This window comes from Novosphingobium sp. (assembly GCF_036820275.1).
In the GTDB taxonomy this organism is placed as follows: Bacteria; Pseudomonadota; Alphaproteobacteria; order Sphingomonadales; family Sphingomonadaceae; genus Novosphingobium.
Map to the genome: position 1 here is coordinate 47,862 of NZ_DAISLT010000039.1, position 9,333 is coordinate 57,194.

At 66.8% G+C, this 9,333-nt stretch carries 5 protein-coding genes; 2 read left to right on the top strand and 3 right to left on the bottom strand.

Annotation, left to right across the window (positions count from 1 at the left end; translation table 11 throughout):
• Positions 1–42: 42 nt before the first annotated feature.
• Complete coding sequence (gene poxB / locus V7066_RS23045; RefSeq protein WP_334185302.1) at positions 43–1,779, top strand: ubiquinone-dependent pyruvate dehydrogenase; 1,737 nt, start codon at positions 43–45, stop codon at positions 1,777–1,779.
• A gap of 128 nt (positions 1,780–1,907) precedes the next feature.
• On the opposite strand, the gene V7066_RS23050 is transcribed toward poxB, so the two are convergent.
• Positions 1,908–2,348: a hypothetical protein gene (locus V7066_RS23050; RefSeq protein WP_334185303.1), complete on the bottom strand. Its 441-nt coding sequence runs from the start codon at positions 2,346–2,348 to the stop codon at positions 1,908–1,910.
• Positions 2,349–2,676: 328 nt separating this feature from the next.
• Here V7066_RS23050 and rpoH point away from each other — a divergent pair, with 328 nt between their 5' ends.
• Positions 2,677–3,597: an RNA polymerase sigma factor RpoH gene (rpoH, locus tag V7066_RS23055; RefSeq protein WP_334185304.1), complete on the top strand. Its 921-nt coding sequence runs from the start codon at positions 2,677–2,679 to the stop codon at positions 3,595–3,597.
• 91 nt (positions 3,598–3,688) lie between these two features.
• Here the strand turns inward: rpoH and V7066_RS23060 are convergent, their stop codons facing one another.
• Together V7066_RS23060 and V7066_RS23065 are read right to left on the bottom strand one after the other, a co-directional pair.
• Complete coding sequence (locus V7066_RS23060; protein WP_334185305.1) at positions 3,689–8,755, bottom strand: trifunctional serine/threonine-protein kinase/ATP-binding protein/sensor histidine kinase; 5,067 nt, start codon at positions 8,753–8,755, stop codon at positions 3,689–3,691.
• A 139-nt stretch (positions 8,756–8,894) separates the two neighbouring features.
• A partial coding sequence (locus V7066_RS23065) for a response regulator transcription factor (protein WP_334185306.1) occupies positions 8,895–9,333 on the bottom strand: 439 nt, incomplete at its 5' end.

Here is a 9,333-nt window from a genome sequence, read left to right on the forward strand (position 1 = left end):
CATCCCCGGCGCCCCGAGGCGCTACGACAAGTGAGACGAACGATGGCCCAGAACGTCGCCGAGCAGTTTATCGATATCCTCGAAGCCGCCGGAGTGCGGCGCATCTTCGGCGTCGTCGGCGACAGCCTCAACGGTCTCACCGACGCCATCCGCAAGCGCGGCACGATCGAGTGGATCCACGTCCGGCATGAGGAAGTGGCGGCCTTCGCGGCCGGGGCCGAGGCTCATCTGACCGGCAGCATCGCGGTCTGCGCGGGAAGCTGCGGGCCGGGCAATCTCCACCTGATCAACGGCCTGTTCGACTGCCATCGTTCCCGCGTTCCGGTGCTGGCGATCGCGGCGCAGATTCCCTCTCCCGAGATCGGCTCCGGCTATTTCCAGGAGACGCATCCGCAGGAGATCTTCCGCGAGTGCAGCCACTACTGCGAGCTGGTTTCCGATCCCTCGCAGATGCCCCGCAGCGTCGAGATCGCCATCCGCACGGCGATCGGCGAACGCGGCGTTTCCGTCATCGCCATTCCCGGCGACATCGCGCTCAAGCCCGCGGTCGGCGACCTCCGCTCGCTGCCTTCCGGCCTCTTGCCGCGCCAGCCGGTGGTCACGCCGTCCGAAGAGGACCTGGGCGCCCTGGCCGCAATGCTGAACGACGGCAGCCGCGTGACCCTGCTGTGCGGTTCCGGCTGCGCCGAGGCCCATGCGGACGTCGTCGCCCTTGCCGAGAAGCTGCGCGCGCCGGTGGTCCATGCGCTCAAGGGCAAGGAATATGTCGAGTACGACAATCCCTACGATGTCGGCATGACCGGGCTGATCGGCTTCTCCTCGGGCTACTACGCGATGACGGATACCGACATCCTGCTGATGCTCGGCACCGACTTTCCCTACCGCCAGTTCTACCCGAACGGTGCGGGCGTGCGGATCGCGCAAGTCGACATTCGCCCCGGCCAGCTTGGCCGCCGGGCGCCGCTCGACCTTGGCGTGGTCGGCGATGTCGGTGCGACCCTGCGCGCGCTGTTGCCGCGTCTCGACACCCGTTCGGACAGCACCCACCTCGACATCGCGCTCGATCACTATCGCAGCACCCGCAAGGACCTCGACGATCTTGCCGTCGGCCGGGCGGGGAAAGGTCCGATCCACCCGCAGCAGGTCGCCAAGGCGATCAGCGACCATGCGGACGAGGATGCGATCTTCACGTTCGACGTCGGCCTGCCGACGGTATGGGCCGCGCGCTATCTCCGGATGAACGGCGAACGCCGCCTGATCGGCTCGCTCTGGCACGGTTCGATGGCCAATGCCATGCCCATGGCCATCGGTGCGCAGACCACGTTCCCCGAGCGGCAGGTCGTCTCGCTGTCCGGCGACGGCGGGCTGGCCATGCTCATGGGCGATCTGCTGACCCTGCGGCAGTACAGGCTCCCCGCCAAGATCGTCGTCTTCAACAACGGCACGCTCGGCTTCGTCGAAGTCGAGCAGAAGTCCACGGGCTTCCTGCCGTTCGGCACCGACCTCGACAATCCGAACTTCGCCGCCCTCGCCGAGGCGATCGGCATCAAGGGCATCCGCGTCGAGGATCCCGGCGATGTCGACCGGGCGATCCAGGAGGCTTTCGCGCATGACGGCCCGGTGCTGGTCGATGCGGTCGTCGCGCGGACCGAACTGCCGATCCCGCCGAAGATCAACCTGGAAATGGCGAAGGGCTTCACGCTCTACATGCTCAAGGCGGTGATGAACGGCCGGATGGACGAGATCGTCGAACTCGCCAAGACCAATTTTCCGCGCTGAACTGAACCCGGCACACCCGTTTCCGTAACTTATAAAGGCGGCCTCGCGATGCGCGTGGCCGCCTTTCGGGCGTTTTTTTGGGGGGAGGAAGGGAAGGGCCGACCTGTTTGCCGACCCTTCCGTTCCGGTCACCAGCCGAGACGCGGACCGAAACCGTAGCGGCCCCAATAACCGCCCCAGGGTCCCCAGGCGCTCCAGTTCCAGGCGGGATCGGCGTAGTTGCGCGAGGCTTCCAACTGGTCGGATGCGATGCGCGCGGCCTGCTGCGTGGCGCGATAGGCGCCGTAGGCCTTCTCGGTGCCGACCAGCAGGCAATTGCAGTTCTTCGGGTCGGCGTAGACGTAGGAGACGTTGTCGCCGTTCACGCGCTTGAAGAACTTCTCGGCGGGGAGGCGGGTGAGCATGGCCACGCGCTGCGGGGTGTTCGCGGGCTTCGAAACGAAGCCTGCGGCAACGAGCTTGTCTTCCGTGCGGTTGATCGAGGCCTTCGACTTGGCCATCGCCGGCATCGAGACGACCATGGTGGCGGTCAGAATGGCGGCGAGCGCGCCGTTACGCATTGTGAACATGGATGAACCTCCTTGTTGGAACCCCTCGTCTTGAGGTGAACACCATATGTGCGGGCGGTTCGGACGGCGGCAGGTATCCTGAGGTATATGATTTCAAGTATCGGAAAATAAACGATTTAGTTCGGAATTGAGGGACGTTCTGGGCCTCGGGCAACCGGCGGTACAGGGGGGCGCATGCCAATGTATGTCTGCCTTCGGCGCCGCATTTGCGGGAAAGTGGCGGCAGGCAGACGCCGGGCGGATCCGCCCGTCATGGCCTGGATGCGCGCCGCCCGGTACAAGGACCGTCGCCCGCATCTTCGTTGAACTCTATTCGCGGGATTAGACGATGACCGAGGCAACTTCTTCCCTGACGGTTCCGAGCCTGACGAGCGACGACGGCTTGGGCCGCTACGTTTCCCAGATCCGCCGCTTCCCGATGCTCCGGCCGGATCAGGAATATTCGCTCGCCAAGCGCTATGCCGAAGATCTCGATGCGACCTCGGCGGCGCGGCTGGTGACCTCGCACTTGCGGCTCGTGGTCAAGATCGCGATGGGCTATCGCGGCTATGGCATGCCGGTCAGCGAGCTGATCTCCGAAGGCAACCTGGGTCTCATCCGGGCGGTCAAGAAGTTCGAGCCGGACCGGGGCTTCCGGCTGTCGACTTATGCCCGGTGGTGGATCAAGGCGCAGATGCAGGAATTCATCCTGCGGTCCTGGAGCCTGGTGAAGATCGGCACGACCGGGGCGCAGAAGAAGCTGTTCTTCAATCTGCGCCGGTTGAAAAACGTGCTCAACGCCTTCGAGGACGGCGACATGCGGCCCGAGGACGTTCGCCATATCGCCGAGGAACTGGGCGTCGAACAGACCGAAGTGGTCAACATGAACCGCCGCATGGCGCTGGGCGGCGATGCCTCGCTGAACGTTTCCCTGGCCGAAGAAGGCGGCAGCGAGTGGCAGGACTGGCTCACCGATGACGAGCCGCTGCCCGACGAGCAGATGGCTGCCGCGCAGGAATCGCAGGTCCGCCACGAGATGCTGGCCACGGCGCTCAAGGAATTGAACGAGCGCGAGCGCCAGGTGCTGACCGAGCGCCGCCTGGTCGAAGAACCGCGCACGCTGGAAGACCTTTCGGTCGTGTTCGGCGTATCGCGCGAACGCGTCCGCCAGATCGAGGTGCGGGCCTTCGAAAAGCTTCAGAAGGCCATCGAGCGGATCGCCCTGCGCCGCACCGCGCCGATGCGGATGGCACTTGCGGCCTCGATGTGAGGGAGTCTTTTGGAAAATGCCCTACACGGGCATTTTCGTCGCGGCGCCAGCCCACGCCGCCAAAATCCGCAGCAGGCGGATTTTCAAAAAGCTAACCTTCGAGCGGCAGGCGGAACTGGAAACGGGTGCCGCCTTCGGCAAGGCGCTCGACTTCCAGCTTGCCGTCGTGGGCTTCGATGATCGAGCGGCAGATCGCCAGGCCCATGCCCATCCCGGTCTCCTTCGTCGTGAAGAAGGGATCGAAGATGCGCGAGATCGCCTCGTCCGAAATGCCCGAACCGGTATCCTCGACGCTGACGGCGACCGTCCCCTCCGTGACGCGGGAGCGGATCGTCAGCCGGTGGCCGCCCTCCGGGGCTGCAATCTGGCCCATGGCATCGAGCGCATTGCTGACGAGATTGACGACGACCTGCTGAAGCTGCACGCCGTTGCCGCTGATCGAACAGTCCTCCAGCGCGACCAGCGGGCTGACCTGCCTGATTTCGATCTCGGCGCCGGTCAGCGCCAGCACGGTGCGGATCAGGTCGCCGAGGTCGATCACCTCGATCCGGGCAGGCGCCTGCTTGGCCAGGGCGCGGAGTTCGCGGATGATCTCCACCGCCCGCTCGGCGCCGCTGCGCGCGGCGTTCAGGCACTTGATCGCCTCTTCCACGTTCGGTTCGGCGCGGGACAGCCAACGCACCCCCGCACTGGCCTGTCCGGAGACGCTGGCGAGCGGATTGTTGATCTCGTGCGCGATCGAGGCGGCAAGGCTGCCCATCGTGATGAGGCGCGAATTGCGCGCGAGGTCGGCGCGGGCATTCTGCAGCGCGGAATCGGATTCCATGCGCCGCTTGTGCTCCACCACCAGCTCCGCATAGGCCCGCGCGGCGTCGAGGGCATTGGCGGCCTGCGGCGCGAGCATGTCGAGCATGGCGATGCGCTGCGGGTTGAAGACGTGGGCGGTCAGCTCGTTTTCCAGATAGAGCACTGCCGTCAGCCGGTTCTGCTTGATCAGCGGCAGGGCCATCATCGCGCGGGTGCTGAAGTGCCGGGGGGCCTGGGCAAGATCTTGCGTCGCATCCTGGACGATCTGCGGGACCTGTTCCTCCACCGCCTTGCGGATGAGGCCGATCGGCACGATGTCGTCCCGCGCGACGCGGGTCTGGACATCGACGAGCACGTCGTCGCCGATCACCGAACCCGTCGCCTCGATCAGCAGCGCGTCGTTGCGCGTGGTGAGCAGGACGCCCCGGCGGGCACCGGCATGGACGATCATCGCGCGCATCAGCTTCTCGATCACCTGATCGAGCTGGATTTCGCCGGAAAGCGCCTTGGCGGCCTCAAGCGCGACCGCGGCGTCGAGCTGGTGCTGCTCGATCGTGCCGATGCGGGTTTCCTGCTCCCGATCGAGCGCAAGCATCGGATGGCTCTGCTCCAGCCGCGCCGCGAGACCGCGTGCGCCCCAGCGGATGAAGGCATTCCGGGCCGATCGCGCGAAGTGCAGCGCGGCCGATTCCAGCCCGCATTGCCGGGCCAGTTCGGCGGCGCGCTCGTGGACCATGCCGAGTTCGTGGACGCGCTCATTTTCCGAACAGGCGGCGGCGGCCTGTTCGTAGAGGCGCAGCGCTTCCAGGCCGGCATCTGCGTGGCGTGCGGCTTCGGCTTCGAGCAGCAGATGCCGTCCCAGGAATGTCGCCGGGTTCAGCGCAGCCAGCGCATTGAAGCGCTGGCGGCTTGCAGCGACGTGTCCGGCCACGGCGGGATCGAGGGGGCGACCAGCACTCAGGGTCAGGATCGTCAGCGTGCGGTAGAGGTGCAGGTCCGCGAGGTTGATATGGGCCGGGACGGCCCAGGTCAGGATCTCCGCATGGTCGAGATAGGCCTGCGCGGCCTTGAGGTCGCCGTAGTGGAACGCGGCCATACCGGCGTAGAGCCACTCGAAGAACAGTGTGGTCTGCGAGGTATCCGCGGCGCCGAGTTCGTCGAAACCGGCGTCGGCGCCGCCGAACGGTGCGTGGAGCGAGACGTTGCCGTTTTCCAGGCGATCCGCGAACAGGATCTGCGCGGAGATCAACCGCACGATATCGCGGAAGCCGAAGCGCCGGGCCAGCGCCAGCCCTTTCTGCGCCTCATCGATCACGTGTGCGATCGGCCTGCCCATCGCCAGCAGGTCGGAGACGATGTGGTTGCTGGCATAGCAGGCATAGGCGGCGTCGCCGTGGGCCAGCGCCTGCCGCCGCGCTTCCGTGGCGAGCGAGAGCGCATAGCTCATCGGCTTCGTCCAGGCGCTGACCTGGTCGGCGGCGACCAGCGCGGCGGCACGGGCGGCCTGCCAGCCGTTGCGTTCGCTCAGCATGATCGCCAGCTGGGCATAGTCGCAGCCCTCGGCATAGGCACCGTAATGGTGGGCGACGAGGACGCCGAACCAGGCAAAGCCGTGGGTGGAGGACGGTGCCATCCCCTCGGTCAGCGACAGTTCCGCCATCTTGGCGGCGTGGAGGAAGCTCAGCCCGTCGTCGACGAAGATGGAGGCGATCAGGGTCGCCAGAAGCGACATCTTCGCTTCCGTCTCCGCCGATGCGGCGACCGGCAGGCCGACGAGTTCGCCGATGCCGCGCTGTGCACGGGCACGCACGACCGCTTCGTAGGCGGCGCGCAGTTCGGCGTCGGAAGGGTGCCGTTCGAGCAAGATCCCGAGCTGTGCCAGACCGGCCAGACCCGCGTTGATGGCGCCTTCATAGTCGGATTGCAGGGTCAGGATATTGGCGCGCAGGCGATAGGCCTCGGCCCGGTCGCGAGCGCTTGTGGCCCGGTCCAGCAGCGTGTCGGCAAGGGCCGATGCCGCGTCCATCCGCCCTTGCAGGACCAGGCAGTCGCAGCGCAGCAACAGCACCTCGCGGGCGAGCGCGGGTCCGTCGCCCTGCTCCGTCGCCAGGCGGTCGGCGAGGTCGAGGTAGCGTTCGGCCTGCTCCACTGCCGCTGCGCCCTTTGCCCGGCGTGCGGCGACGATCAGCGCGTTCAGGAACGGCACGCGGTCCGCCGCAGCGAAACCGGCGGGTTCGGCCTGCTGGATATGATGGGCGATGTCGAAAGCGGCTTCGGCCTCGCTTTCGTTCTGGGCGGACAGCAGCAGACGGGCGATGCGGGCATGGTGGATCGGGCGCTGTTCGGTCGGGGTGAGCGCATAGGCGGCTTCGTAAACGCGGTCGTGCGCGAAGGCGACCCGGTCGCTGTCGCGGGTCAGCAGCCCGCCCGCGAAGGCCGGAGCAGCGGTTTCATCGACTTCGGCGAGATCGCAGTCGAGCGCCTTCGCCAGCAGGCTCCGGCAAGACCGGGGGCCGATCCACGCGAAAGCGCGCAGCAGGTCGAGCGTGGCCGGCGGCAAGGCGGCAAGGCGGCGCTGCATGAGATCGGCATCGTCGCTGCCGCGATACCGGGCCAGTGCCTCCTCGTCCCAGTCCCAGGTCTGGGCGAGCGGATCGAAGCGGAGAACGCCGTCCTCGGACAGGGCCCGGAGCAACTGGGTCGCGAAGAAGGGATTGCCCAGCGTGCGATCGGCAATGGCGCTGACGAAACGATCGCGCGCGGCGACTTCGCCAAGCTGGCTGTCGATCAGTCGCCCGAGTTCCGCCGTTCCCAGCGGGGGCAGGGCGAGACTGGTCAGCCGGGTGCCGGATTCGCGCGCACGCTCGCCCAGAAGGTCGAGCAGGTGCCGGGCAGGCGGCTCGTTGTCACGCAGCGCGAGGACGACGAGCAGGTGCGAGAAGGGGGCGGCGGCCAGGTGGTGCAGGAACGACCAGGTCGAATCGTCCGTCCACTGGATATCGTCGATGAACAGGATCGTCGGCGCGGGCGGCTCGACGGTGATCGAAACGACTTTGGCCAGCGTCGCGTTCAGGCGTGCCAGGGCCTGGTCCGCCGGAAGCTCGGGAACGGAAGGCAGGTCGCTGACGATCTTCGCGAAACCGGGCACGAGTTCGCTGATGAGCCTGCCCTTTCCGTCCAGCTGGTCCTGGAGGCGGGTGCGAATGGCAGCGGCCTGCTCCGTGCTGTGGCGGGCGAACTGCTCGATGACCGCGGCGATTGCCTGGGTCAGGGGCAGGTAGGGCGTCTGGCGCTGGTTCTGGTCGCTTTTGCCGGCAAGGCCGGTCCAGCGGGGCAGCTCGGCGCGGACATGTTCGACAAGGCTGGATTTCCCTGCCCCCGGTGCGCCCCGAATGACGACGATTTCGGCCTGTCCGGTCGTTTCCACGCGGTGCGCGGCCTCACGCAGGGCGCGAAGCTGCGTTTCCCGGCCGATTACGCGGGCAACGCCGTTCCGGCCCGGCGCTTTCTGTCCGGCGAGCGGGAACGGGACGATCTGCCCGGTTTCCTCCAGCATGCGGCGGCAGATCGCGAGATCGGCGCTGAGCGCGGAGGCATTGGAATAGCGTTCGGCGGGGTCCTTGGCGAGCAGGCGCAGGAGGATGTCGTCCAGCGCTTCCGGCAGCCCCGTGCGGACCGTGCTCGGTCGGCGCGGGCGCATGGCGACATGCGCATGAAGCCACTCCGCCGGGGTGGAGACGGCGAACAGGCGCTGGCCGGTCAGCAATTCGTAGAGCGTGGCGCCGAGCGAGTAGAGGTCGCTGCGGACATCGCCCCTGGGATTGGTGCGGTCGGCAAGTTCGGGCGAGGCATAGGGCAGGCTGACGTCGCTGGCCGCGCGCGGCAGGTCCAACGGGTCTTCCGCATCGATCGCCCGTCCGAACCCGGCCAGGATGATCCCGCCGCCGGGCCGTCGGCGCAGGTTTTCCCGGTTGATCGCGCAATGCACGATCTTGTGGCTGTGGACATGCGCCAGGGCATCGGCGGCGCTCGTCGCGATATCGAGCCAGGCGGCAAGCGGAAGGGGCTGCTCGCTCCGCTGGAGAGGCTGGACGCCGTGATCCTCGAAGACGAGCACCGGCCCGTCCTGCGTCTTGACGAGAGCCACCGGAAATTCCGCGATCTCGCGGCTCATGCGTTCGCGCAGGCCGAACTCGCGCTCAAGCTGCCCGGCCGAGTCCGGCGCCGACCAGCGCGCCGCCAGCGACAGCCACGCCTTGCCGGAACCGAGATCGACCAGCCGCTGTCGGCCCGTCCCATCGGAGAATGCGCTATCGGGCTGAAGGCGGGCCAGCCATGCTTCGTCGTACATAGGCTCTTGGGCTGCTGCGGGTGGACATATTGCAGGCAAGAAGCGTTACTTGCCTGCAACAGTCATACCGGCACGATGCCGCAGGGCGAAGGCAAACTTAGGTATAGGTCCAATGACTTGCAGCTCGGCTGCGTGCCTGTCACGCCTTCTGGCGCACCAGAAAATCGTTGATCCGGATGAGTTCGGCGAAAGTCTTCGCACCCAGTTTCTTCATCAGGCTGGAGCGGTGCAGCTTCACGGTGATTTCGGTGATGCCCAGTTCGCCTGCGACCTGCTTGTTGAGCAGGCCCCGGCATACGCCGGCCATGACTTCCTTTTCTCGCGGCGTCAGCCGGTCGTAGAGTTGCTGGCCCGCCTGAAGGTCGAGGCGCGCGGACCGGCGCTCGCGGTCGCGGGACAGGGCGGTGGTAACCGCGTCCAGCAGGTCCTGATCGCGGTAGGGTTTGGGCAGGAAGTCGATCGCCCCGGCCTTCATCGCCTTCACGCTCATCGGGATATCGCCGTAGCCGGTCACGAAGATGATCGGAATGTCGTCTCCCCGGTCGGTGAGGCGGGTCTTGAACTCGAAGCCGCCGATC